Source organism: Streptomyces sp. NPDC021622 (genome assembly GCF_040640795.1).
Classification (GTDB): Bacteria; Actinomycetota; Actinomycetes; order Streptomycetales; family Streptomycetaceae; genus Streptomyces.
Genome location: NZ_JBFACK010000001.1, coordinates 647,600 through 672,498 on the forward strand (window position 1 = coordinate 647,600; position 24,899 = coordinate 672,498).

Consider the following 24,899-nt stretch of genomic DNA (forward strand, 5'->3'; position numbering starts at 1 on the left):
CTCCGGGCGTGCCGCGCACGCGGCGTACAGGCTGGTTGCCCCGCCCGCGCGCACCCGAAGGACGTCCCCATGAGCACTCCGCCGCCCCTCGCCGGAGGCGTCCAGGGCCCCGCAGCGCTGCGGCCGCTGCTCGCCGTCACCCTGGACGCCCTGCGCGACGGGGCGCTCGCACGCGGCGGCCCGCTGCCGGCCGGCGGACCCACCGCCGTCGCCCTGCGGGTGCGCGAGGCCACCGGTGACGTGCTGCCCACGCGCGGCGAAGGCGCCGAAGCGGCCCTGCGCGCACTGGTGCAGGCCGTCGCCGCGGGGGCCGCCGACCCCGCCGACGCGCTGTGCGCCGCCCATCTGCACTGCCCGCCGCTCGCGCTCGCCGTCGCCGCCGACCTCGCCGCGTCCGCGCTCAACCCGTCCATGGACTCCTGGGACCAGGCCCCCGCGGCGTCCGCGATCGAGGTCCAGGTCACCCGCGCCCTCGCGGCAGAGGTGTACGGCACGGATCCCGCGGGCGACGCCCTGGTCACCACCGGCGGCACCGAGTCCAACCAGCTCGCGCTGCTCCTCGCCCGCGAACACACCATCGCCCACGGCCCGGTGCACCTCCTCGTCGGCGAGAACGCCCACCACTCGCTGCCCCGCGCCGCCTGGCTCCTCGGCATGTCCGAACCCGCCGTCGTCCCCGCGCCCTCGGGCACCCTCGACCCCGTCGCGCTCGACGAGGCGCTCAGCCAGCTCACCGGCCCGCCGGGATCGGTCCTCGTCGCCGCCACGGCGGGCACCACCGACGCCGGGCTCATCGACCCCATCGACCAGATCGCCGACCTCTGCGCCGCCCACGGCGCCCGGCTGCACATCGACGCCGCGTACGGCGGCGGGCTCCTCTTCAGCGACGTACGAAGAGAACTCCTGCGCGGCATCGAGCGGGCCGACAGCGTCACCCTCGATCTGCACAAGCTCGGCTGGCAGCCCGTCGCCGCCGGGCTGCTCCTGGTCCGCGACCCGCGCGACCTCGGCATCCTCGGCCACCACACCGACTACCTGAACGCCGACGACGACACCGAAGCCGGCCTCCCCGACCTCCTCGGCCGCTCCCTGCGCACCACCCGCAGGCCCGACGTGCTCAAGATCGCCGTCACGCTGAAGGCCCTCGGGCGGGACGGCATCGGCGCTCTCGTCGACCAAGTGTGCGCGCGGGCCGATGAGTTCGCGGATCTTGTCGCCGCGCACCCCGGCTTCGAGCTCTACGACCGGCCCGCCATCAGCACCGTCCTGTTCCGGCCCGCCGGCGCCGACGACAAGCAGATCGTGCACGCCCGGCGGCATCTGCTCGGCGAAGGCAGCGCCGTGCTCGGCCGGGCCTGGCTCGAAGGGCGCCGCTGGCTCAAGGCCACCCTGCTCAACCCGTACACCCGGCCCGGCGAACTCGCCGAGATCCTGAAGCTCGTGGAAGGAACCACCCCCCGATGACCGGCCAGAACGCGCAGCCCACCCCACCGCTCACCACACCCGACGAACCCCGGGACCTGGTCGGCATCGGCATCGGCCCCTTCAACCTCTCCCTCGCCGCCCTCGCCCAGCCACTGGCAGGTTTCGACACCGCCTTCTACGAACAGCGGCCCGGCTTCCACTGGCACCCGGGGCTCCTCATCGAAGGCGCAAGCCTCCAAGTCCCCTTCCTGGCCGACCTGGTGACCCTCGCCGACCCGGCGAACCCCTGGTCCTTCCTCAGCTATCTCAAGGCCCGTGAGCGGCTCTTCCCGTTCTACTTCGCCGAGCGCTTCCACATCCAGCGCGCCGAGTACGACGCCTACTGCCGCTGGGTCAGTGAGAACCTGCCGGGGCTGCACTTCGGCCACCAGGTCGACGCGGTGCGCTGGAACGCCGAACGGGCCGTCTTCGAGGTCGACTTCACCCAGCTGGACGCGGAGGGAGAGGCCGAGGCGCTCGGCCGGACGTACACGAGGAACGTCGCCGTCGGCGTCGGCACCGCGCCGTACGTCCCCGAGCCCCTCAAGCCCCTCGCGGACGCCCCCGCCGTGCCGGTGATCCACTCCTCGGACTATCTCCTGCACCGCGACCGGCTGCTCGACGCCGAGCACATCACCGTCATCGGCTCGGGCCAGTCCGGCGCCGAGGTCTTCCTCGACCTGCTGGGGCGCCGCCCCGTGGGCGCCGAGAAGCTCCACTGGCTGGCCCGCACCGAGGCCTTCGCACCCATGGAGTACTCCAAGCTCGGCCTGGAACACTTCACACCCGACTACACCCGCTACTTCCACGCGCTGCCCGAAGCCGTCCGCGACGGCCTCGTCCCGCACCAGTGGCAGCTGCACAAGGGCATCGACGCCGACACCATCGCCGCCATCCACGACGAGCTCTACCAGCGCACCCTGCACGGCGGCTGGCCCGACGCCGTCCTCACCCCCGGCGTCAGTGTGCGCACCGCGGGCCGCGTCGCCACCACCCGCGTCGAGCTCCACCTGGAGCATCTCCAGCAGGGCACCCGCTCCCGCCTCACCACCGACGCCGTCGTCCTGGCCACCGGCTACCGCGAGCGCCCCCTCGACCAACTCCTGGGCGGGCTCGACGCGTTCCTGCGCAGGGACGCATCCGAACGCCCCCGCATCGACGAGCGGTACCGCCTCGTCCTCGACCCGTCCGTCACCGGCCACGTCTACGTCCAGAACGCCGAGCGCCACACCCACGGCGTCGGCGCCCCCGACCTCGGCCTCGCCGCCTGGCGCAGCGCCACGATCCTCAACTCCGTCACGGGCAAGGACCCTTACCCGCTGCCCGGGCGCACGGCGTTCACCAGCTTCGGGCTCCAGGAGCCGCAGGGCCGCGACGCGGTCGCGGTCGGGGAGCAGCGGGGCAATCTCGTACGCCTCAAGAACTGAGCTCTCCCACCGGCGCCACGGCCTTGCGCGTCCTCGGGCAGGACCACACCGCCACGCCCTTCACCACCCCGGCCTCCAGCGGATGGGAGTCGGGGTGGGTGGGGCACTCGGGCCAGGTCGCGGGCTTCAGGGCCGCGCACAGCTCCTCGACGGCCCATCCCTGCACCTGGTCCGCGAGATCCGCCACCTGCTCGGCGGGGCTCTGCCACTCGGCGACGGAGACGCCCTGGCCCGAGCCACCGGGCGCGTAGAGCATGATCACGTCCTCGCCGAGCCTCATGAAGTCCCGCTCCTCATGGACGATGGGCCGCACGGCGCACGTGGCCCTCACGTCCCGGAGCACGACGTCGAGCGCCGCCGCGAGTGCCCTGTCCTTGAGATGTACGAGCTGGTCATCCATGCACGCGATTGTGCGCCGCAGGCCGCCGTCACGTCGCGTAAATATTCCCCGAAATCGGGCCGCTGTCGCGAAATACCCGGCTCCACCCGGAGGTTGTGGCGGTCATGATCACAAACGCCACCGCATCCTGGACCGCCGCCTTCCGCTCCGCCGTCGTCAGCCCCCACGAGAGCATCGACCTCTTCGAACTCCGCGGCTTCGCCGGCCAGACCGTACGCCAGGTACTGCGCCTCGACGGTGGAGGCGGCGCCGTACGCGTCCGGCTGACCAACCGCTACGGCAAGGAGCCCCTCCACATCGGCGGCGCACGCCTCGCCATCCGGACCGAAGGCAGCGGCATCGATGCGGGCAGCGATACGCCGGTACGCGTCGGCGGGGCCGAGGACTTCACCGTCCCCGTGGGCGAAGAGGTCATCAGCGACCCGGTCGAGCGTGCCGTGGCCGCCGGTGACGAACTGGCCCTCAGCCTCTGGCTGCCGGACGACACCGGGCTCTCCACCTACTCGGCGGTTCCCCTCAGGACCGGCTACGCGGTCCCCGGCAACGCCCTCTCCGCGACGACCTTCGACGGCATCGACGGCCTCGAAGAGCTGGCGACCCGTCACTTCATCACCGGCGCCGACGTCCTCGCGCCCGCCGGTACCGCCATAGCCGTCGCCTTCGGCGACTCCTGGTTCGAGGGCACCGGCACCACCCCGGACACCGACCGCCGCTTCCCCGACCTGCTCAACCAGCGCCTGCGCGACAGCGGAAGCACCGGCTGGGTGGTGAACCAGGGGCTCTCGGCGAACCGGCTGCTGACCGACGAGATCGGCGAGCACGCCCTGGCCCGCCTCGAACGGGACGCCCTGGACGTGCCCGGCGTCACCCACGTCCTGGTCCACTTCGGCCTCAACGACCTCGGCATACCCGGCCAGGAGGCCTACCCCGCCACCGCACCCGTGCCCACGGCCGATGAGCTCATCGCGGGCTTCACCGCCCTCGCCGAGCGGCTGCACGCGGCGGGTCTGACCGCCATCGCGACCACCGTGGGCCCCTACAAGGACACGATCTTCGAGGGCTACTCCACCCCCGAGGGCGTGGCCGTCGCCCGCGAGGTCAACGACTGGATCCGAAGCGGCGAAAGCCCCTTCGACGCCTACGCCGACCTCGCCGCCGCCGTCGCGGACCCGGCCGACCCCGACCGGATCCACGACGACTACGACAGCGGCGACGGCCTGCACGTCAACGACGCCGGCGCGCGGGCGCTCGCCGACGCCGTCGACCTGGCGCACCTGAAGCTGTAACCGCTCAGAGCATCAGAACACCGGAGTCCCGTCCCGGGTCAGCTTCCAGTCCACCGACGCGAACTGGCCCGGGTCCACCGTCCCCTTCGCCTGCACCCACTTAATGATCGTGTTCCGGATCTCGTCCGAGTTCGCCCACAGCTGCTTGGCGCCCGCGATGTGCGGGAAGTTCCCGCCGCCGCTCGCCCGGTAGTTGTTCACCGCGAGCACGAACTCGGCCTTCGGGTCGAGCTCCTTGCCGTCGAAGCTCAGCTTCACGATGCGGGAACCCGCCGCCTTGGCGATGTCGATCTCGTACGTCACGCCGTACAGCGCGTCGTAGTTGTAGTCCGGGATGTTGTCCGCGTTCGTGAGCTTCGCCGGGTCGACCGGGGCGCCGGCCGCCGTCTGGACGTAGTAACGGGCGGAGAACTCCAGGTACTCCTTCAGCTGCGCGCCCGTGACGAGCCGCGCCTCCAGAGTGTTCTCGAACGGGTAGAGGCCCGCCGCGTCCTTGATGGTGATCTCGCCCTGCGGGATCTTCGCCGTGCGCGAGAAGCACGAGGCCTGGGAGAGCACGGGCAGCGCCGCGTACTGGCCACCCTTGAGCGCCTCCCTGACCGTGTCCGCCTGGACGTGGTTGATCAGGTCGATGATCGCGACATCCTTGTACGGGCCTTCGGCCGTGCTCATCGCCTGCGTCGACGTGCCGATGACCTGGTTGACGTACGCGACGACCTTCTTGTGCTCGTCCGCGAGCAGCTTGGTGACCTTTGAATCCTCCGCCGCCGTATTGGAGTTGAGGACCTTCGCGCCGACCTTCTCGACCGTCCAGCGGCCCTTCGACCACACCAGGTCGAAGTCGAAGAGGGTGAGCCGCTGGCCCCACTTCAGGGGCTCGGAGAGGACGACCTTCTTGCCGGTCTCCTTGTTCTCCACGAAGTATTCGGGGATCTCCGTGTGCGCGTGCCCGACCAGGATCGCGTCGATCCCGGGCACCTGCTCGGCGACCAGACCGGCCGCGTTCTCGATGTACGGCAGCTGGTCACCGTACGAAGAGGTGCCGCTGGAGCCGGAGTGCGCCGAGACGATGACGACGTCCGCGCCCATGGAGCGCAGCTTCGGCACCCACTTCGCCGCCTGCTCCTCCAGGCCGGGGAACGTCATCTTGCCCTGGACATTCGCCTTGTCCCAGATCGCGATGCCGGGGTTGGTCAGACCGAGGACGGCGATTTTCACGTCCCGGCCGTGCGGGGTGCGCAGGCGCTTCATGAAGTACGGCGGGAAAGCGGGCTTCTGCGTCTTCGCGTCGAGCGCGTTCGCGCCAAGGAGCGGGAAGTCGCACTGCTCCTCGAACTTCCGGAGGACCGGAATGCCGTAATTGAATTCGTGATTGCCGAGCGCCGCGGCGTCGTAGCCGATGCTGTTCATCGCCTGCGCCATCGGATGGACCGGGCCGCGCTCGGCGGTGATCGGGTCGATCTTGGCGTAGTAGTACGAGAGCTGGGTGCCCTGAATGGTGTCGCCCGCGTCGATCAGAAGCGTGTTGCGGCGGCCTCTCTCCTCGCGGATCTCGTTCACGAGCGTGGAGATCTTCGCCAGGCCCACGTCGTTGTGGTCCTTGTCGTCGAACTCCTTGTCCGTGAAGTAGTCCCAGTTGAAGACGTTGCCGTGCAGGTCCGTGGTGCCCATGACGGTGAACGAGTACCGCTTCGTCCGCTTGGCGGGCTTCCCGGGTGCCTGGGCCGTCGCGGACGGCGCTGCGGCCACGCCTCCGGCGAGTACCACCCCCGTGGCTGCGGACTTCCCCAGGAACTTCCGGCGGTTCAGCGGCATTTCGTGCTCCCCTTGGTCGACCGATGTAACGCGCGTAGATTCTGTCCCCGACCACACCACCGGCAACAGACCCCGCAGGTTTCGATCCGGTGACTGTCCGGTGCCGTGCCCCAGTGCGAGAGTGGCCGCATGGATGACACGACCACCCCCACTCCGTATGGGACCCCCGACGCCCCGCGGCTCGCCGTCAAGGGCGAGGCGCACCTCGAAGTCGACCCCGAGATCGCCCGCATCGGCATCACCGTGAGCGCGCGCGGCAGCGACCGGCGCGACGCCCTGAACGACCTGACGCGGCGCAACGCCGCCGTCCTCGACCTCGTCAAGTCGTACGGCGACGCGGTGGAGAAGCTGGAGACCGGTGCCTTCTCCATCACCCCCGAACTCACCAAGCGGGGCAAGGGGGAGCGCGTCCGCACCTACCACGGGCGGGTCAATGTCACCGCCGAGCTCACCGACTTCACCGCCCTCGGTGAACTCACCACGCGCATCGCCGACTTGGAGCTGACCCGGGTGGACGGTCCGTGGTGGTCGCTGCGGCCCGACTCGCCCGCCCATCGCGAGGCCCGCCAGCAGGCCGTCAGGGAGGCGGTGCAGCGGGGCCGCGAATACGCCCAGGCGCTGGGGGCCGGGCTCGCCGCCCTGGTGGAGCTCGCCGACATCGGCGCGGAGAACGCGGCGCCGTACGGCTACGGGGGAGCGCCGGCCATGCGCTCGGTCGCGTACGGCGGCGCGGCCGACATGGCCCAGGAGGCGGCACCCCTGGACCTCGAACCCCAGCGGCAGCGCGTCTACGCACAGGTCAACGCGCGCTTCACGATGACGCCTCCGCAGCTGTAGCCACAGGCGTGCTTGACAGTGCGGGGCGCTCGGTAAATCGCTCATCAGAGCAGCGCCCCGCACAATTCAACACTTGTCAATAACCCTTCACGCAAAGGTTGTTGAGTAGTCATGCCCAGCCAATTCTCTACCCGCCGGTAAGGCCTAGGGTCGAACCATGCGCCGAGCAAAAATCGTTTGTACCCTGGGCCCCGCCACGGACTCGTACGACCAGATCAAGGCACTGGTCGAAGCCGGAATGGACGTGGCCCGCTTCAACCTCAGCCACGGCTCCTACGCCGATCACGAGGAGCGCTACCAGCGCGTACGCAAGGCCTCCGACGAGAGCGGCCGCAGCGTCGGCGTCCTCGCCGACCTTCAAGGCCCGAAGATCCGCCTCGGCCGCTTCAGCGAAGGTCCCGTACTTCTCGAACGGGGCGACGAGTTCACCATCACCGTCGAGGAGGGCGTCCAGGGCGACCGCCAGACCTGTGGCACGACCTACGGCGGCCTCGCCGATGACGTCACCCCGGGCGAGCGGATCCTCGTGGACGACGGCAAAGTGACCCTGGAGGTCACCGCGGTCGACGGCCCCCGCGTGACGACCACGGTCGTCGAGGGCGGCATGGTCTCCGACAACAAGGGCCTCAACCTCCCCGGCGTCGCGGTCTCCGTGCCCGCCCTCTCCGAGAAGGACGAGGCGGACCTGCGCTGGGCCCTGCGTTCAGGATTCGACGTCATCGCCCTGTCCTTCGTACGCAGCGGACGCGACATCGAGGACGTCCACCGGATCATGGACGAGGAGGGCCGCAGGCTCCCCGTGATCGCCAAGGTGGAGAAGCCGCAGGCGGTCGAGAACATCGAGGACATCGTCGCCGCCTTCGACGGCATCATGGTCGCCCGCGGCGACCTGGGCGTCGAAATGCCCCTGGAGCAGGTGCCGATCGTCCAGAAGCGCGCCATCAAGCTCGCCAAGCGCAACGCCAAGCCGGTCATCGTCGCCACCCAGATGCTCGACTCGATGATCGACAACTCCCGGCCCACGCGCGCCGAGGCGTCCGACGTCGCCAACGCCGTGATCGACGGCACGGACGCGGTGATGCTCTCCGGCGAGACCAGCGTCGGCAAGTACCCCATCGAGACGGTCCGCACGATGGGCCGCATCGTCGAGGCCGCCGAGGAGGACATCCTCGCCAAGGGGCTGCCGCCGCTGACCGAGCGCAGCAAGCCCCGCACGCAGGGCGGTGCGGTGGCCCGCGCGGCCGCCGAGATGGGCGACTTCCTCGGCGCCAAGTTCCTCGTCGCCTTCACCCAGTCCGGCGACACGGTCCGCCGCCTCTCGCGCTACCGCTCGCCGATCCCGCTCCTCGCCTTCACCCCGGACCGGGCGACGCGCTCGCAACTGAACCTCACCTGGGGCGTGGAGACCTTCCTCGGCCCGCACGTCGAGTCCACCGACGCGATGGTCAACCAGGTCGACGAGCTGCTCCTGAAGATCGGCCGCTGCGAGCGCGGCGACATCGTGGTCATCACGGCGGGCTCCCCGCCCGGCGTCCCCGGCTCGACGAACCTCGTCCGCATCCACCACATCGGCGAGGACGACACCGGGGACACCCCCAAGTAGCCGCTTTCCCATCGCCCCTACGGCGTGACGATGGCGAAGGCCGGATCCGGCTTGTCCACCACGCCGAGCAGATCGGACAGCAGCGAGGCGTCACCCTCGACCTTGATGTCCCCGAGCCCCTTGCCGCCCAGCATGGCGAGCAGCTGGGGTTTGGTCATGGTGAGGGTGACGCCCGCGCCCGGGTTCTTCTCCGTGTCGCTGCGATACGTCAACACGCCGTTCCGCAGCGTCAGATGCCAGACCTTCCCGAGCGCCGGAAGGCTCCAGTCCATCCGCAGCTTCAGCTCCCACGCCCTGGGGCCGTTGATCCGCACCGCCACGGAGTCGATCAACTGGTCCACCGAAAGGGCCATCAGCATGTCCGCGCTCGTCACGGACGTCGGGGAGTCCCGCACACCCTCGCGCAGCTCCTGGGCACCCACCAGATAGAAGTTCCGCCACACGGCGTTCTCCGATGCCTGCCCCAACTTGACGTACAGTTCGGCGAGTTCGGCCTTGGCAGCCTTGTGCCCGGGGTCGGCGAACACCACATGATTGAGCAGCGTCACCGCGAACCGCAGATCGCCGCTCCTCGCGAACGCCTTCGCCTTGGCGACCGTAGCCGTGCGGCCCCCCATCGCCTTGACGTACCGCTTGGCCTCCTCGACCGGCGGATGCTCCCACAGATGCGCGGGATTCCCGTCGAACCACCCCATGTACCGCTGATAGATGCCCTTCACGTTATGACTCAGCGAGCCGTAGTACCCACGGTTCGCCCACACCCCGGCGAGCGCCGGCGGCAACTCGATCTCCTCGGCGATCTCACGCCCCGTCATCCCCGCATTGATCATCCGCAACGTCTGGTCATGCATGTACGCGTACAAATCCCGCTGCTGCTCAAGCAGCTCGACGATCGTGTCGCCACCCCAGGTCGGCCAGTGATGCGAGGCGAAAGCGACATCCACCCGCCCGTCGAAAAGCACCACCGACTCGTCGAGATACCGCGCCCACTGCCGGGCATCCCGCACCTGCGCACCACGCAACGTGATGATGTTGTGCATCGTGTGCGTCGCGTTCTCCGCCATGCAGACGGCACGCAGGTCCGGGAGCACGAAGTTCATCTCCGCCGGAGCCTCGGTCCCCGGCGTCATCTGGAACTCGAACCGCACCCCGTCGACCGTCTCGTCCTGACCGGTCTCCGTGATGTCCTCGGTCGGCGGTATCAGCCCGATCGACCCGACGGAAACGGTCTGCCCGAGCCCACAACCGATCTGCCCCGCGGGCGCGACTCGGGGGCAGGGAGCCGTACATGCGCGCGGGCGCCTGGTGGGCTAGTACTTGGGACCTACGTGGGTGTCCATGAGGGCTACGGAGGCCTTGCGGGCAATGGAGATGTTGCGGTGGTTGGCTGCCTTCCAGTCGACGCCCACCTTGTCGAGGGCGCCCGTGAAGAGCCGGATGATGTCGCCCGACAGGTTGGTGAAGAAGTACCGGGGGTATTCGTAGCGCTTGCGCTCGCCGTCGACGAGGCGGGTGGTCCAGTTGGTGACGCGGCAGCCGTCGGAGTGGATGAGGCCGCGGATGAACTCCCAAGGGTGGGCGTCGACGATCTCTTGTTGCCAGGGTTCGAGGGCGATGGTGCGGTTGTGCTTCTTGCCGGGGCCGTGCTGGGGAAAGAGGCAGGGCCAGTGCTTGCTGGAGCAAGTGACTGCGACACAGCCCTGCTTCTTGACGCGGCATACGCGGTTGCCCGGGCGTGCGGTGAGGATGGCGGCCTCGCACGCCTCGATCAAGCCGGGCCAGGCGTCAGCGCACACGATGCGGATGAAGTAGACGCCTCGTCGGCCTGAGCTGATGCAGCCGTCTCCGAGGTAGAGGCCCAGGAGGTACGCGTACGCGGCAGGGTCTTCAGGCGGGGAAGGGTTGTCACAGCAACGTGGGCACGGGACTGCGCGGTTCCAGTCGAGCGGTTCGATCCGGGTTTGCCAGGAGCGGATTGCCGCGCGCGATATACCGGTTTCCTTGCTTACGGAGTTCAGGCTGCGGCCATGGCCGACCAGCGTGAGGGCGCGCTTGCGTGCGTCGATGTCGTACATGCGGCCGAGCTTGGCTGGATCTTGGTAGTTGAGTGGGCTTTCGAAGGCCCGTTCACCGCGACGAGTGAAGATCGTCGACCGATTGCACGGCCTTGGAACCGAAGGAAAAGTGCCCCGAGTCGGATTCGAACCGACACTGTATGGGTTTTGAATCCATTGCCTACTGCCAGTTGGGCTACCGGGGCTCGCAGAATCCAAGGTTTCCCCTGACCCGCTGCCAGACCACCATACCGCAGCTAGGTAGGCTCTTGGGAGCTGCACCCCAGCCCTGATCAAGGAGCCCCCGTGACTTCCCCCGAGTCGCCCCAGCCCGTAGCCGATGACGACGACAAGTCGCATGTGCCTCCGCTGACGACCCGTGTCGTCATCGCCGAGGACGAGGCTCTTATCCGGCTCGACCTCAAGGAAATGCTCGAGGAGGAGGGCTACAGCGTCGTCGGCGAGGCCGGAGACGGCCAGAAAGCCGTCGAGCTGGCCCGGGAGCACAAGCCCGACCTGGTGATCCTGGACGTGAAGATGCCCGTCCTCGACGGCATCTCGGCGGCCGAGCAGATCGCCGAGGAGAGCATCGCCCCGGTCCTCATGCTCACCGCGTTCTCGCAGCGCGACCTCGTCGAGCGGGCCCGTGACGCCGGCGCGATGGCGTACCTCGTGAAGCCCTTCAGCAAGACCGACGTCGTCCCGGCCATCGAGATGGCCGTCTCGCGCTTCACGGAGCTGAAGACGCTGGAGAAGGAGGTCGCCGACCTCACCCAGCGCCTGGAGACCCGCAAGCTGGTCGACCGCGCCAAGTCGATCCTGCAGACCGAGTACGGCCTCACCGAGCCCGCCGCGTTCCGCTGGATCCAGAAGACGTCGATGGACCGGCGTCTTTCCATGCAGCAGGTCGCGGAGGCCGTCATCGAGGACGCCGACGAGAAGAAGGCGTCCAAGGGGCAGTAGCCCCCCTGGCCCGCCCCTTCATACGCGTACGGAGAAGGCCCGCACCCCGAAGCCGGGGTGCGGGCCTTCTCCGTACGCGAAGTGCTGCTCAGTCCTCGCCGAGGTACGCCTTGCGCACCGACTCGTCGTGCAGCAGATCGTTCCCCGAGCCGGACAGGACGATCTTGCCGACCTCCATGACATGGCCGTGGTCGGCGAGGGAGAGCGCCGCCTGGGCGTTCTGCTCGACGAGCAGGATGGTCGTGCCCTGGGACTTGAGCTCGGCGATCGTCGCCATGATCCGCTGCATCATGATCGGCGAAAGGCCCATGGAGGGCTCGTCGAGCATGAGCAGTTTCGGCTGGGACATCAGGGCGCGCCCCATGGCGAGCATTTGCTGCTCACCGCCGGAGAGAGTGCCCGCGGCCTGCTTGCTGCGCTCCCCGAGAATGGGGAAGAGATCGTAGGCGCGCTTGATGTCCTTTTCGATGCCCGCTTTGTCGCCGCGGAGATACGCGCCGAGCCGGAGATTGTTCTCGATCGTCATGCGCGGGAAAATGTGCCGCCCCTCGGGGGAGTGGGCGAGACCGAGCGCGACGATCTGGTCGGCGCGGTATTTCCGCAGCGGTTTTCCATTGAATCGGATGGAGCCGCCGACCGGCTTGAGAAGGCCGGAGAGCGTGCGCAGGGTGGTGGTCTTTCCCGCGCCGTTGGTGCCGATCAGAGTGACGACCTCGCCGGCTTCGACCTTGAAAGAGATGCCTTTGACGGCTTCGATCTTGCCGTAGGCGACTTTGAGGTCTTCGACTTCGAGCAGTGTGGTCATCAGTGGTTCTCCTCGTCGCCCGAGCCGCCGGTCTCCGTGCTGCCGGGGTCTCCTTCGAAGGGCTCGCCCAGATATGCGGCGATGACGCGGTCGTCCTGCTGGACGGTCTCGCTGTCACCCTCGACGAGCTTCTCGCCCTGGACGAGCACGGCGACGCGGTCGCACAGGTTGAAGATGAAGCGCATGTCGTGCTCGATGACGAGGACGGCGATGCCCATGTCCCGGATGGCGAAGACCAGTTCCTCGGTGGCGCGGGTCTCCTGCGGGTTCATGCCCGCGGTCGGCTCGTCCAGGAGGAGCAGGCCCGGCTCGCTGGCCAGCGCGCGGGCGATCTCCAGCTTGCGCTGCTCGCCGTAGGGCAGGTTGCGCGAGAGGTGCTCCGCCTTGTCGGCGAGGCCGACGAACTCCAGGAGCTCCATGGCGCGTTCCTTGGACGCGGCCTCCGCCTTGTGGAAGCCGGGGCCGCGCAGAAGGGCCGACCAGAGGCCTTCCTTCGTCCGGGTGTGGCGGCCGACCAGGACGTTCTCCAGGACCGACATGTTGGCGAAGAGACGGATGTTCTGGAAGGTGCGGGCCACGCCGGCCGCGGTGACCTTGAAGGACTTGCTGGGCAGGACCTCGCCCTTGTACCGGACCTCGCCCTCGGAGGGGATGTAGAGGCCGGTGAGGCAGTTGAAGAAGGTCGTCTTGCCCGCGCCGTTCGGGCCGATCAGGCCGACGATCTCGCCGCTGTTGACCTGGAGGTCGACCGAGCGCACGGCGGTCAGGCCGCCGAAGCGCATGGTGACGCCCCGGGCGTCCAGGACGGTCTCGCCGGCCGGCGCCGCGGCGGCGCTGCCCTTGCTGGTGGTGGTGTCGGTGGTCATTGGCTCAGGCCCCTGTCTTGCTGAGGACTGTGGGAGGCGGCGTCTCGCCGGGGGCCAGGTCGGCCTCGTGGAACTCGAGCTGGCGGCGGCGGTTGGGGATCAGGCCCTCGGGGCGGAAGCGCATGAGGAGCACGAGCGCGAGGCCGAAGGCGAAGAGCTGGTAGTCGCCGAGGAACGACAGCTTGCTCGGGATCAGATAGAGCAGCGCCGCGCCGACCAGGGGCCCGCTGATGGTGCCCATGCCGCCGAGGACGACGGCGGCGAGCAGGAACGCGGAGTTCGGCGGGACGGTGTTGGCGAACTGGTACTGCTCGGGGGTGACGGTGTAGGTGACGTGCGCCTGCACCGTGCCCGCGAGGCCGGCGAGCGAGGCGCCGAGGGCGAAGGCGATCAGCTTCACGCGGAAGCCGTTGATGCCCATGGCGAGCGCCGCGGTCTCGTCCTCGCGGATGGCGACCCAGGCGCGCCCGATGCGGGAGTTCTCGCTGCGCCGGAAGACCAGGACGACCACGAAGGTGATGAGCAGCATCAGGAAGAAGTAGTTCGCGAAGCGGCCGATGGTGAAGCCGCCGAAGGTGTGCTCGATGCCGAGGTCGAAGCCGAAGATCTTGAGGTTCGGGATCGAGGAGATGCCGTTGGAGCCGTTGGTGATGTCCGGGCCCGATGTGCCGTCGGAGTTCATGGCGACGAGCCGGAAGATCTCACCGAAGCCGAGCGTCACGATGGCCAGGTAGTCGCCGCGGAGCCGCAGCGTCGGGGCGCCGATCAGCACACCGAAGACCAGCGATGCGCCCGCGCCGACGAGGATGGCTCCCCAGAACGGCAGGTGCACGTCGAAGGGCGACGAGGGCGATCCCGACACCATGGACGCGGCGTACGCGCCGACGCCGAGGAAGGCGACGTATCCGAGGTCGAGGAGTCCCGCGAGGCCGACGACGATGTTCAGGCCGAGGGCCACGGTCGCGAAGATCAGGATGTACACGCCGATGGTGGCGTACTGGTCGTCGCTCTGGGTGAACGGGAAGGCCGCCGCGGCGGCGAACGCACCGGCGAGCGTGACGTTGCGGTGCCGCGCGGTGTACGTGGAGACCTGGGCGACGAGCCCCGCCTTGGAGAGCGAGGCGAAGCCGAACCCGACGGTGACCAGGAAGCCGATGAAGAGCTCGTCGTACTCGGTCCCGATGCCGTAGGTGAAGACCAGCAGGCCCACGGCGAGCGCCGCGATGATGATCAGGATCTCGATGTACGAGGAGAGCTTGCGCGGCGTGGGCGGCGCCTCGGCGGCGAACGCGCCCTTGAAGACGGTCATCGCGTTGCGCATGCGGTGCTTGAACTGCTCGCTGCCGCTGTCCTCGGGGTCGACCGGGTAGGTGTGCGGCCGCTTGAAGGGCAGGGCGAGGGCGCCGATCAGGGCGGTGAGCGTGGCGATGCCGGCCACCCAGCCGCCGACCTCGAGGTTGGCGAGCCCGCCGAGCTGGTAGCTGATCGCGATGAGCGTGTACCAGGTGGTGGCGAAGGCGGCGAGCGCCGCGTACTTGAGCGCGGCGTCGGCTCCGCCGGGAGCGATGGCGCGTACGCCCTTGACTCCGTACGAGGCGAGGCCGAGGAGCGCGGTCAGGGCGCCGACGATGAGGACGAGCACCTGGAGGCCACCGGGGTAGCCGTAGACGGTGAGGTCGCCGGGGAACGCCGCGGTCCAGGTCCAGGCGAGGAACGCGGAGATGACGGTGAGGACACCGCCGCCGGTCGCCATCGCGCGGGCGGTGCCCACGGGTATGGCGATGAGGCCGGTCGGGGTGTCGTCCTGCTTCGGGCTGGGCGCGTCGGCCGCAGTGGTCTGTGTGGTCATGGTTGTCACGCCCTGTCCGCGACGCGCTCGCCAAGGAGACCTTGTGGCCTGACGAGGAGTACGACGATGAGGAGTACGAAGGCCCAGACGTCGGCCCAGGACTGCCCGCCGAGCTGGCTCATGCCGGGGATGTCGTTCATGTAGGCGGTGGCCATGGCTTCGGCGATGCCGAGGACGAGGCCGCCGAGCATGGCGCCGTAGATGTTGCCGATGCCGCCGAGGACGGCCGCGGTGAATGCCTTGAGGCCCCAGAGGAAGCCCATGCGGAACTGGACCTCGCCGTACCGGAAGCCGTACGCGACGGCGGCGATACCGGCGAAGGCGGCGCCGATCGCGAAGGCGACGACGATGACGCGGTCGGTGTTGACGCCCATCAGCTTGGCGGTGTCGGGGTCCTGCGCGGTGGCCTGCATACCGCGGCCGACGCGGGTCTTCATCACGAACCAGCCGAGGGCGAACATGCAGATCGGTGCGGTGATCAGCAGGAAGATGTCGCCGGGCTGGATGGTGACGGAGCCCATGTGGATGGAGTCGCCGGGTATCTCGGGGAACGTGCGGGACGACTTCGCGTTGGGGTACCAGGCCCAGACGGCCTGCTGCAGGGCCAGCGAGAGGCCGATGGCGGTGATGAGGGGTGCGAGGCGGGGTGCGCCGCGCAAGGGGCGGTAGGCGAAGCGTTCGGCTCCGACCGCTATGAGGGTGGAGACGATCACGGCGCCTATGAGCATGAGCGGCAGGGCGAGCCACATGCTGGTGCCGCCCGGCAGCCAGAGCCACACGGTCAGGGCGCCGAAGCCGCCGACCATGAAGATCTCGCCGTGGGCAAAGTTGATGAGCTGGACGATGCCATAGACCATTGTGTAGCCGATGGCGATCAGGCCGTACATGGATCCCAGTAGCAGGCCATTGACCAGCTGTTGCGGCAGTTCGTGCACCGCAGGTCCTCCGAGTCTTTCGGTGCCGTGCGGCCTGCTTGCGGCGGCGGGGGGCCTCGCGATGGCCGGACGGCTCAGGTGACGGATGCGACGCCGCGCGGGGCGCTGCAGAGGGCAGCGCCCCGCGCGGTGGTGTCGTGGGCTGCGGGGAGGGTCAGCCGGTGTAGGTACCGGACTCGACGGGCTTCCAGCCCTTGGCCGGGTCCTCGGTGGACTTGACCTCGTACACGGTGAGTTGCTTGTTGGTGGCGTCGCCGTACTGGTCGAAGGAGACCTTGCCGGTCACGCCGTCGAAGGAGACGTCCTGCATGGCTTCGACGATCTTCTCGCGGGCGTCGTCGGGCAGCTTGCCGTCGTTGTCCTCGACGACCTTCTTCACCGCTTCGATGATCGCCCAGGCCGAGTCGTACGAGTAGCCGCCGTAGGCCTCGTAGGCCTCCTTGTAGCCGGCCTTCTTGTAGTTCGCGATGAACTCCTTGGCGGACGGCAGCTTCTCGACGGGCTGGCCGACGGAGGTGGCGAAGTCGCCCTTGCCCTCCTTGCCCGCGAGCTTGACGAAGTCGGCGCTGTAGATGCCGTCACCGCCGGCCAGCGGGATGTTGGCACCGGCCTTCTTCATCTGCTTGCTGAGCGGTCCTGCCGCGGGGTACTCGCCGCCGTAGTAGACGACGTCCGCGTCGGAGTTCTTGATCTTGGTGGCGACGGCGCCGAAGTCCTTGGTGTCCGGGTTCACGTGCTCGGTGCCGGCGACCTTGCCGCCGAGCTTGGTGAACTCGTCCTTGAAGGTGGCGGCGAGGCCCGCGCCGTAGGTCTTCTTGTCGTCGACGACGAAGACCTTCTTCTTCTTGGCCTTGTTGTACAGGTACTGCGCGGCGAACGGACCCTGGATCGCGTCGGTGGTCGCCGTACGGAAGTAGGCCTTGTACGGGCGGACCTTCTTGCCGCCGTTCCAGTCCTGGCCCTGGGTCATGGCCGGGTTGGTGTTGGCGGGGGAGACCTGGACGAGCTTCGCGTCGTCGAAGACCTTCTGCATCGACTCGCCGACGGAGGAGTTCAGGGGGCCGACGGCGCCGAGGATGTCCTTGTTGGCGACGAACTTCGTGGCGTTGGTCTGGCCCGAGGCGGGCTGCCCCTGGTCGTCGGCGGACTCCACCTTGAAGGTGATGCCGTCGACGTACTTCTTCTCGTTGGCCTGCTTGGCGGCGAGATCCACGGAGTTGCGGATGCCGAGGCCCAGCGCGGACAGGTCACCGGTCAGCGGCGCGTCGACACCGATGACGACGGTGGTGCCGCCGCCCGCGGAGTCTCCCTTGTCCTTGTCGTCGCGCGAGCCACAGGCGGTGAGGGTGAGTGCCCCCGCGGTGAGTGCTGCGGTGATGGCTATGAGCGAACGTTGACGCACGATCAGTCCTTTCCCCTGGCACGGCCCTCCCCTGTTGGGTGGCCGAGTCGTGCGCGGAACCGAACTGACAGGAATCCGGTGGGCGCGGTGACTGGCCGTGACTCTAAGGGCCGAATTGTTCCTGGTGGAGTGGTCAGGCCAAAGGTGTGACGCTCTTGTTATGCCAGGGAGTATTCAGGGCCGGAACTCAGGGGGTGGATGGGGCGGAATACGCCACCTTCGGCGCATCCCGCATGCTGAGACCTTGCAGGACTGTCAGGGTGTTTTACTCATGACATCAGTGTTCTGGGGGCATGCAGCTGTCAGGGCCCGAGAAAGATCTTTTGCGTACGCCGAGCCGAGGATGAAGCTCTGCGTCTCCTTTGCGCGCGCATTACGCAGTGTTACGGCGAGGAAAGGGAGACCGGCATTCCGTGGCACATTTCGACATTCGCGAATGTGCATGGTGATTCGTGCTGTACGAGGGCTTCCCGTTTTCACTGTGAATGGGGTATGGGGGGCGGCGGTGACCGAAAGGGCCGCCGACGGCTGGGCGATCCGTCTGACGGACACCGGGGGACCCGCGTCCTGACTGACGCCGATGGTGAAGCTGAAGGTGCGTTCGTCGGCCCGTGGACGCGTCATGTCGCCCTCGTACTTCACGGACACGGTCTGCGACGGATGGAGCGGTGGCGGCGGCGCCGGAGGTCGAGGGCGGGTCAGGTAGAGGCCGAGGGAGGCGGCCCCTACGGCGGCGGCCGTGGCGAGGACCAGCGCTGTGCGGTGGCGACGGGTGAGGCGCGGGCGGGGGCGCACGGGGTGTGCGGGGCCCTGGGCCTCGTGGGCGTCATAGGTGTCTTCGCCGGGCTCGATGGGGCCGATGGCGTTCACACCCACGGCCCGCCGCTCGGCTCCCCGTCGCGGTAGCGCCGCTCGCACCGCTCACGGGCCTCCCGGGCGATCAACTTCCGTCCCGCGTCGGCGCCTTGGCGTTTGCGCTCGGCGCGGGCGAGGTCGAGGGTGTCCCGCAGGATCATGTACTGGCCGTTGGAGAGGCCCATCGACTGATAGTCGCCGTACGTCTCCTCGCCCGAGTCGTAGATCTGCCGGCCCCACTGGGTGATCAGGAGGGTGCAGAGGTCTTCGGGTGGTGTGGTGCTCGGGGAGGGGGCGGGGGTCCTGCCGCGGCTCGCGGTGTCGGTGGGAGAGGAGCCTCCGCATCCGGTGACACCGGGCGTGGCGGCCAGGAGGGTGGTGAGGGCGAGCGCACAGACCTGCTTCCGGTGCCTCATGCACCGACGCTAGACCGGAGCCGTGCGCTCCGACAATGCGCGGGGCGCGCCTGATCCAGCGGGGGTGCGCCCGCCCTCAACCTGCTTACCCGGCGGAGCCGTTGGGCTCCACGTCGCGCAGCAGACACGTCAGCCGCGCGGTGCACACCCGCTTGTCCTGCTCATCGGTGATCACGATCTCGTACGTCGCCGTGGAGCGGCCCCGGTGCACGGGCGTCGCCACGCCGGTGACCAGGCCCGAGCGCGCGCCCCGGTGGTGCGTGCAGTTCAGGTCGACACCGACGGCGAGCTTCGTGCTGCCGCCGTGCAGCATCGAGCCCACCGAGCCGAGGGTCTCGGCGAGCACCGCGGACGCGCCGCCGTGCAGCAGGCCGTACGGCTGGGTGTTGCCCTCGACCGGCATGGTGCCGACGACGCGGTCCGCGGAGGCCTCAAGGATCTGGACGCCCATCCGGGTGCCCAGGTCGCCCGCGGAGAACAGGGCGGGCAGGTCGACGCCGAGCGCGGCGTACTCGTCGATGACCTCTTGCGGGAACTTCACGCTGTGCTGCTCGCCCATGGGGCCCTGCTCCGTTCGTCGTCCACGGTTGTCGCTGCTGCTGTCGCTGAGCGAACGCTCAGTCGGTGCCTGATTGTTCCAGGCGTACGACGACGGACTTGCTGGCAGGGGTGTTGCTGGTGTCGGCGGTCGCGTCCAGCGGGATCAGCACGTTCGTCTCCGGGTAGTACGCCGCCGCGCAGCCCCGGGCCGTCGGATAGTGCACGATCCGGAAGCCGGGCGCGCGCCGCTCGACGCCGTCCTTCCACTCGCTGACGAGGTCCGCGTACGACCCGTCGGCCAGGTTCAGCTCACGGGCGTCCTCTGGGTTGACCAGGACCACCCTGCGGCCGTTCTTGATGCCCCGGTAGCGGTCGTCAAGGCCGTAGATCGTGGTGTTGTACTGGTCGTGCGAGCGCAGCGTCTGCAGCAGCAGCCGGCCCTTGGGGAGCTCCGGGAACTCGACCGGGGCGGCGGTGAAGTTGGCCTTGCCGGTCGCCGTGGGGAAGCGGCGCTCGTCGCGCGGGGCGTGCGGCAGGGTGAAGCCCGCGGGGTCCGCCACGCGCGCGTTGAAGTCCTCGAAGCCGGGGATCACGCGCGCGATGCGGTCGCGCACCGTCGCGTAGTCCTTCTCGAACTCCTCCCAGGGGGTGGCCGATTCGGCGCCGAGAACGCGGCGGGCGAGGCGGCACACGATGGCCGGCTCGGAGAGCAGATGCGGGCTCGCGGGTTCAAGGCGGCCGCGCGAGGCGTGCACCATGCCCATGGAGTCCTCGACGGTCACGAACTGCTCGGCGTGCTTCCCTTCCGGGGTGATCTGGAGATCCCGCTCCGTGCGGCCCAGCGTCGGCAGGATCAGTGCCCGCGCACCCGTGACGGTGTGCGAACGGTTCAGCTTCGTCGAGACGTGCACCGTCAGGCGGGCCTTGCGCATCGCCGCCTCCGTCACCTCCGTGTCGGGCGACGCCGCCACGAAGTTGCCGCCCATCGCGAAGAACACCTTCGCCTCGCCGTCCCGCAGGGCCTTGATGGCGCGGACGACATCCAGGCCGTGCTCGCGCGGCGGCGCGAAGCCGAACTCCTTCTCCAGGGCGTCGAGGAAGGCGGGCGCGGGCCGCTCGAAGATGCCCATCGTGCGGTCGCCCTGCACATTCGAGTGCCCGCGCACCGGGCAGACGCCCGCACCGGGGCGGCCGATGTTGCCGCGCAGCAGAAGGAAGTTGACGACCTCGCGGATGGTCGGGACGGCGTGCTTGTGCTGGGTCAGGCCCATCGCCCAGCACACGACGGTGCGCTTCGAGGCGAGGACCATGGCGAGGGCTTCCTCGATCCTCGCGCGCTCCAGGCCGGTCGCGGCGAGCGTCTCGTCCCAGTCGGCGTCCCGAGCGGCCTCGGTGAACTCCTCGTACCCATGGGTGTGTTCGCGGACGAACTCCTCGTCGACCGCACCGTCCGTGTCGAGGATGAGCTTGTTGAGGAGGCGGAAGAGAGCCTGGTCGCCGCCGAGGCGGATCTGCAGGAAGAGGTCGGTCAGGGCGGTGCCCTTGAGCATGCCCTGCGGGGTCTGCGGGTTCTTGAAGCGCTCCAGGCCCGCCTCGGGCAGCGGATTGACCGTGATGATCTTCGCGCCGTTGTTCTTCGCCTTCTCCAGGGCGGAGAGCATGCGCGGATGGTTCGTGCCCGGGTTCTGCCCGGCGACGATGATCAGATCCGACTGGTAGAGGTCCTCCAGGAGGACGCTGCCCTTGCCGATGCCGATGGTCTCCGTGAGCGCGGAGCCCGACGACTCATGGCACATGTTCGAACAGTCGGGCAGATTGTTCGTGCCCAGCTCGCGGGCGAACAGCTGATACAGGAACGCCGCTTCATTGCTGGTGCGGCCCGAGGTGTAGTAGACGGACTCGTCCGGGCTCTCAAGCGCCGCGAGTTCATCGGCGACGATGTCGAAGGCCCGCTCCCAGGAGACCGGTTCGTAGCGCTCGGCGCCCTCCGCCAGATACATGGGGTGGGTGAGGCGGCCCTGCTGCCCCAGCCAGTACCCACTGCGCGTCGCGAGGTCCGCGACGGGGTGCGCGGCGAAGAAGTCGGGGGTGACGCGGCGCAGCGTCGCCTCCTCGGCGACCGCCTTCGCGCCGTTCTCGCAGAACTCGGCCTTGTGCCGGTGCTCCGGCTCGGGCCAGGCGCAGCCGGGGCAGTCGAAGCCGTCCTTCTGGTTGACCCGCAGCAAGGTCAGGGCCGTGCGGCGCACACCCATCTGCTGCTGCGCCATCCGCAGCGTATGACCGATGGCGGGCAGCCCCGCGGCGGCGTGCTGCACCTCCGCGACCTGCGGCGCGTCCTGGACCGGATCACCCTTGGGCGGCTTGCTTGCCATGGTCGGCTCCCCTTCGAGCACGTGCGTGGGCTACGTCTTCGATCCTCCCACGCGGCAGTGACAGGGCGGCGGCGGGTGAGGGTTGGGTCTGACTGTCAGTGGGGCGTGGCAGGATCGGGGACGTGGCAGAAAAAGCAGCGAAGAAGAAGTCCGAGACCGCGACGAAGCCCAGTGGCGAGCAGCGCCCGCGCCTGCTCCTCATGGACGGGCACTCCCTGGCGTACCGGGCGTTCTTCGCGCTGCCCGCGGAGAACTTCACGACCGCGACGGGCCAGCCGACGAACGCGATCTACGGCTTCGCGTCGATGCTGGCGAACACGCTGCGCGACGAGGCGCCCACGCACTTCGCGGTGGCCTTCGACGTCTCGCGCAAGACGTGGCGCTCCTCGGAGTTCCCCGAGTACAAGGCGAACCGCTCCAAGACCCCGGACGAATTCAAGGGCCAGGTCGAGCTGATCGGCGAGATGCTCGACGCGATGCACGCGGTGCGGTTCGCGGTGGACGGCTTCGAGGCCGACGACGTGATCGCCACGCTCGCCACCCAGGCCGAGGCGGCCGGCTTCGAGGTCCTGATCGTCACCGGCGACCGCGACTCCTTCCAGCTGATCACCGACCACGTGACGGTGCTGTACCCCACGAAGGGCGTCTCCGAGCTGACGCGCTTCACGCCGGAGAAGGTCCAGGAGAAGTACGGCCTCACGCCCGGCCAGTACCCCGACTTCGCGGCCCTGCGCGGCGACCCGTCGGACAACCTCCCCGGCATCCCCGGCGTCGGCGAGAAGACCGCCGCGAAGTGGATCAACCAGTTCGGCTCCTTCGCCGAGCTGGTCGAGCGCGCCGAAGAGGTCAAGGGCAAGGCCGGGCAGAACTTCCGCGACCACCTGGACGCGGTGAAGCTGAACCGCCGGCTCACGGAGATGGTGCGCGACGTCGAGCTGCCCAAGACGGTCACCGACCTTGAGCGCGCTCCGTACGACCGCACGGCCCTGGCCATGGTGCTCGACACCCTGGAGATCCGTAACCCCTCGCTGCGCGAGCGGCTGCTCGCCGTGGACCCCGGCGCGGAGGAGGCCGAGGAGACACCGGCGGAGCCCGGCGTCGAGCTGGACGGCACGGTGCTCGGCGCGGGCGAGCTCGCCCCGTGGCTCGCCGAGCACGGCAAGGCGGTCCTGGGTATGGCCTCGGTCGACACCTGGCAGCTCGGCACGGGCTCGGTGACCGAGGTGGCCCTCGCGGCGGCCGGGGGAGCGGCCGCCTGGTTCGACCCGTCCCGCCTGGACGAGGCCGACGAGAACGCGTTCGCGGCCTGGATCTCCGATCCGGCCAAGCCCAAGGTCCTGCACAACGCCAAGGGCGCGATGCGGGTCTTCCCCGAGCACGGCTGGACCGTGGACGGCGTCACCATGGACACGGCACTCGCCGCGTACCTGGTGAAGCCGGGCCGCCGCTCCTTCGCCCTGGACGCGCTGTCCCTGGAGTATCTGGGCCGTGAGCTCGCGCCCGCGTCGGCGGCCGACGGCCAGCTCGCCTTCGGTACGGAGGAGGACGACCAGGCCGAGGCCGAGTCGCTGATGACGCAGGCCCGCACGATCCTCGACCTGGGCACGGCCTTCGGCGAGAAGCTCCAGGAGGTCGGCGCGGCCGACCTCCTCAAGGACGTCGAACTGCCCACCTCCATCCTCCTGGCCCGCCTGGAGCGGCACGGCATCGCGGCGGACCGCGCCCATCTGGAGGCGATGGAGCAGCAGTTCGCGGGCGCGGTGCAGCAGGCGGTGAAGGAGGCGCACGAGGCGGCCGGGCACGAGTTCAACCTGGGCTCGCCCAAGCAGCTCCAGGAAGTCCTCTTCGGAGAGCTGAACCTCCCCAAGACCAAGAAGACCAAGACCGGCTACACCACGGACGCGGACGCCCTGGCCTGGCTCGCGGCCCAGACCGAGAACGAACTGCCGGTCATCATGCTGCGCCACCGCGAGCAGGCGAAGCTCCGCGTCACGGTCGAGGGCCTGATCAAGACGATCGCCGCGGACACCCGTATCCACACGACCTTCAACCAGACGGTCGCGGCGACGGGCCGCCTGTCCTCCACGGACCCGAACCTGCAGAACATCCCGGTCCGCACGGACGAGGGCCGGGCGATCCGCCGCGGCTTCGTGGTCGGCGAGGGCTTCGAGTCCCTGATGACCGCGGACTACAGCCAGATCGAACTGCGCGTGATGGCCCACCTCTCCGAGGACGAGGGCCTCCTGGAGGCCTTCACGTCCGGCGAGGACCTGCACACCACGGTCGCCTCGCAGGTGTTCGGCGTGGAGCGCTCGGACGTCGACGCCGAGATGCGCCGCAAGATCAAGGCCATGTCGTACGGCCTGGCGTACGGCCTCTCCGCGTTCGGCCTCTCCCAGCAGCTCAACATCGAGGCGGGCGAGGCCCGTTCACTGATGGACACGTACTTCGAGCGCTTCGGCGGCGTACGCGACTATCTGCGCCGAGCCGTCGACGAAGCCCGCGCGACGGGCTACACGGAGACGATGCTGGGCCGCCGCCGCTACCTCCCGGACCTCAACAGCGACAACCGCCAGCGCCGCGAGATGGCCGAGCGGATGGCCCTGAACGCCCCGATCCAGGGCACGGCCGCCGACATCGTCAAGATCGCCATGCTGAATGTGGACGCGGCCCTGACCAAGGCGAAGCTGAGCTCGCGGATGCTGCTCCAGGTCCACGACGAAATCGTCCTGGAGATCGCCCCGGGCGAGCGCGCGAAGGTGGAGGAGATCGTCCGCCGGGAGATGGCGGGAGCGGTGTCGCTGCGGGCTCCGCTGGATGTCTCGGTGGGGGATGGCGCGGACTGGGAGTCGGCGGCGCACTAGGGCTGCGCGGGGGCAAAATTCAGCCCCTCCGGCGTTTGAGGAGCGGGGTCTGGGGCGGAGCCCCAGGGCGGTGCGCGCGCTGCGGAGTGCGCACCGGGCCCCGCCCGCCCCGGCCAGGGCCCCTCACCCACGTGGCCCAGGCCCCC

General features: G+C 69.1%; 19 protein-coding genes and 1 tRNA gene. 7 read left to right on the top strand and 13 right to left on the bottom strand.

What is annotated here, in order from left to right; genetic code table 11:
* Positions 1 to 69: 69 nt before the first annotated feature.
* Together AB0G47_RS02935 and AB0G47_RS02940 are read left to right on the top strand one after the other, a co-directional pair.
* Complete coding sequence (locus tag AB0G47_RS02935) at positions 70 to 1,464, top strand: aminotransferase class V-fold PLP-dependent enzyme (RefSeq protein WP_360763402.1); 1,395 nt, start codon at positions 70 to 72, stop codon at positions 1,462 to 1,464.
* Positions 1,461 to 2,891: a SidA/IucD/PvdA family monooxygenase gene (locus AB0G47_RS02940; RefSeq protein ID WP_360763404.1), complete on the top strand. Its 1,431-nt coding sequence runs from the start codon at positions 1,461 to 1,463 to the stop codon at positions 2,889 to 2,891. Before AB0G47_RS02935 ends, AB0G47_RS02940 begins: the two co-directional genes overlap by 4 nt.
* Here AB0G47_RS02940 and AB0G47_RS02945 read toward each other — a convergent pair.
* Positions 2,881 to 3,291: a hypothetical protein gene (locus tag AB0G47_RS02945; RefSeq protein WP_360763406.1), complete on the bottom strand. Its 411-nt coding sequence runs from the start codon at positions 3,289 to 3,291 to the stop codon at positions 2,881 to 2,883. The genes AB0G47_RS02940 and AB0G47_RS02945 overlap by 11 nt on opposite strands.
* A 104-nt stretch (positions 3,292 to 3,395) precedes the next feature.
* On the opposite strand from AB0G47_RS02945, the gene AB0G47_RS02950 reads away from it, so the two are divergent.
* Positions 3,396 to 4,577, top strand: coding sequence for a GDSL-type esterase/lipase family protein (locus tag AB0G47_RS02950; protein ID WP_360763408.1), 1,182 nt, complete (start codon positions 3,396 to 3,398; stop codon positions 4,575 to 4,577).
* Positions 4,578 to 4,589: 12 nt separating this feature from the next.
* On the opposite strand, the gene AB0G47_RS02955 is transcribed toward AB0G47_RS02950, so the two are convergent.
* A complete protein-coding gene (locus tag AB0G47_RS02955) occupies positions 4,590 to 6,392 on the bottom strand; it encodes a 5'-nucleotidase C-terminal domain-containing protein (RefSeq protein WP_360763410.1) in 1,803 nt (600 codons plus the stop codon).
* A gap of 129 nt (positions 6,393 to 6,521) precedes the next feature.
* Between AB0G47_RS02955 and AB0G47_RS02960 the strand changes: the two genes are divergently transcribed.
* Positions 6,522 to 7,229, top strand: a complete 708-nt coding sequence (locus AB0G47_RS02960) for an SIMPL domain-containing protein (protein WP_360763412.1) — start codon at positions 6,522 to 6,524, stop codon at positions 7,227 to 7,229.
* Between the two features lie 157 nt (positions 7,230 to 7,386).
* Entirely contained in the window at positions 7,387 to 8,832 is a 1,446-nt protein-coding gene (pyk, locus tag AB0G47_RS02965) for a pyruvate kinase (RefSeq protein ID WP_360763414.1), read from the top strand.
* A gap of 17 nt (positions 8,833 to 8,849) precedes the next feature.
* Here the strand turns inward: pyk and AB0G47_RS02970 are convergent, their stop codons facing one another.
* The 3 genes from AB0G47_RS02970 to AB0G47_RS02980 form a co-directional block, all read right to left on the bottom strand.
* On the bottom strand, positions 8,850 to 9,980 hold the full coding sequence (locus AB0G47_RS02970) for an alkyl sulfatase dimerization domain-containing protein (protein WP_360763416.1): 1,131 nt from the start codon (positions 9,978 to 9,980) through the stop codon (positions 8,850 to 8,852).
* A 162-nt stretch (positions 9,981 to 10,142) separates the two neighbouring features.
* Positions 10,143 to 10,907 carry a transcriptional regulator gene (locus AB0G47_RS02975; protein ID WP_360763418.1) on the bottom strand — a complete coding sequence of 255 codons (765 nt, stop codon included), beginning with the start codon at positions 10,905 to 10,907 and terminating at the stop codon, positions 10,143 to 10,145.
* Between the two features lie 110 nt (positions 10,908 to 11,017).
* Positions 11,018 to 11,092 (bottom strand) — tRNA-Leu (locus AB0G47_RS02980).
* A 100-nt stretch (positions 11,093 to 11,192) separates the two neighbouring features.
* Here AB0G47_RS02980 and AB0G47_RS02985 point away from each other — a divergent pair.
* A complete protein-coding gene (locus tag AB0G47_RS02985; protein ID WP_360763420.1) occupies positions 11,193 to 11,849 on the top strand; it encodes a response regulator in 657 nt (218 codons plus the stop codon).
* A gap of 88 nt (positions 11,850 to 11,937) precedes the next feature.
* On the opposite strand, the gene AB0G47_RS02990 is transcribed toward AB0G47_RS02985, so the two are convergent.
* The 8 genes from AB0G47_RS02990 to AB0G47_RS03025 all read right to left on the bottom strand — a co-directional run bounded on the left by AB0G47_RS02990 (position 11,938) and on the right by AB0G47_RS03025 (position 21,889).
* The gene (locus tag AB0G47_RS02990) at positions 11,938 to 12,654 is read right to left on the bottom strand and encodes an ABC transporter ATP-binding protein (RefSeq protein ID WP_360763422.1); all 717 of its coding nucleotides are present in this window, start codon (positions 12,652 to 12,654) and stop codon (positions 11,938 to 11,940) included.
* Positions 12,654 to 13,520 carry an ABC transporter ATP-binding protein gene (locus AB0G47_RS02995; protein ID WP_360763424.1) on the bottom strand — a complete coding sequence of 289 codons (867 nt, stop codon included), beginning with the start codon at positions 13,518 to 13,520 and terminating at the stop codon, positions 12,654 to 12,656. Before AB0G47_RS02995 ends, AB0G47_RS02990 begins: the two co-directional genes overlap by 1 nt.
* A 4-nt stretch (positions 13,521 to 13,524) precedes the next feature.
* Positions 13,525 to 15,369 (bottom strand): branched-chain amino acid ABC transporter permease, encoded by a 1,845-nt coding sequence (locus AB0G47_RS03000; RefSeq protein ID WP_360763426.1) that lies wholly within the window; start codon positions 15,367 to 15,369, stop codon positions 13,525 to 13,527.
* 5 nt (positions 15,370 to 15,374) lie between these two features.
* The gene (locus AB0G47_RS03005; protein WP_360763428.1) at positions 15,375 to 16,304 is read right to left on the bottom strand and encodes a branched-chain amino acid ABC transporter permease; all 930 of its coding nucleotides are present in this window, start codon (positions 16,302 to 16,304) and stop codon (positions 15,375 to 15,377) included.
* A 154-nt stretch (positions 16,305 to 16,458) separates the two neighbouring features.
* Entirely contained in the window at positions 16,459 to 17,706 is a 1,248-nt protein-coding gene (locus AB0G47_RS03010; protein WP_360763429.1) for a branched-chain amino acid ABC transporter substrate-binding protein, read from the bottom strand.
* An 866-nt stretch (positions 17,707 to 18,572) separates the two neighbouring features.
* A complete protein-coding gene (locus AB0G47_RS03015) occupies positions 18,573 to 18,977 on the bottom strand; it encodes a hypothetical protein (RefSeq protein WP_360763431.1) in 405 nt (134 codons plus the stop codon).
* Between the two features lie 85 nt (positions 18,978 to 19,062).
* Positions 19,063 to 19,536: a hotdog fold thioesterase gene (locus AB0G47_RS03020; protein WP_360763433.1), complete on the bottom strand. Its 474-nt coding sequence runs from the start codon at positions 19,534 to 19,536 to the stop codon at positions 19,063 to 19,065.
* A gap of 58 nt (positions 19,537 to 19,594) precedes the next feature.
* Entirely contained in the window at positions 19,595 to 21,889 is a 2,295-nt protein-coding gene (locus tag AB0G47_RS03025; RefSeq protein ID WP_360763435.1) for an FdhF/YdeP family oxidoreductase, read from the bottom strand.
* A gap of 122 nt (positions 21,890 to 22,011) precedes the next feature.
* Here AB0G47_RS03025 and polA point away from each other — a divergent pair, with 122 nt between their 5' ends.
* Entirely contained in the window at positions 22,012 to 24,753 is a 2,742-nt protein-coding gene (polA, locus tag AB0G47_RS03030) for a DNA polymerase I (protein WP_360763437.1), read from the top strand.
* The last annotated feature ends 146 nt before the right edge of the window (positions 24,754 to 24,899 follow it).